At 67.2% G+C, this 341-nt stretch carries 1 protein-coding gene; it reads right to left on the minus strand.

Going from position 1 to position 341, the window contains the following annotated elements; translation table 11 throughout:
- A partial coding sequence (locus tag AC0L2C_RS34245) for an ATP-binding cassette domain-containing protein (RefSeq protein WP_473525539.1) occupies positions 1-341 on the minus strand: 341 nt, incomplete at both ends.

Below are 341 nucleotides of genomic sequence, written 5' to 3' on the forward strand. Positions count from 1 at the left end.
ATGTACAGCGCCGCGACATGCGTGTCGCGGATGGCGTCCTTGATCGCCGCCAGCACGTCGATCTGCGTCGTCACGTCGAGCGCCGTGGTCGGCTCGTCGAAGACGATCAGGTCGGGCTCGGAGCACAGCGCCATCGCCGTCATTACACGCTGCAGCTGACCGCCTGACACCTGGTGCGGAAAGCGCTCGCCGATGCTTTCGGGGTTCGGCAGGCTGAGCTTCTTGAACAGCGCGATGGCGCGCTTTTCGGCCGCGGCCCGTGTCGCCGTGCCATGCAGCAGCGTCGCCTCGACCACCTGGTCCATCAGTCTGTGCGCCGGGTTGAAGGCGGCGGCAGCCGA

This window comes from Mesorhizobium sp. WSM4845 (assembly GCF_055811455.1).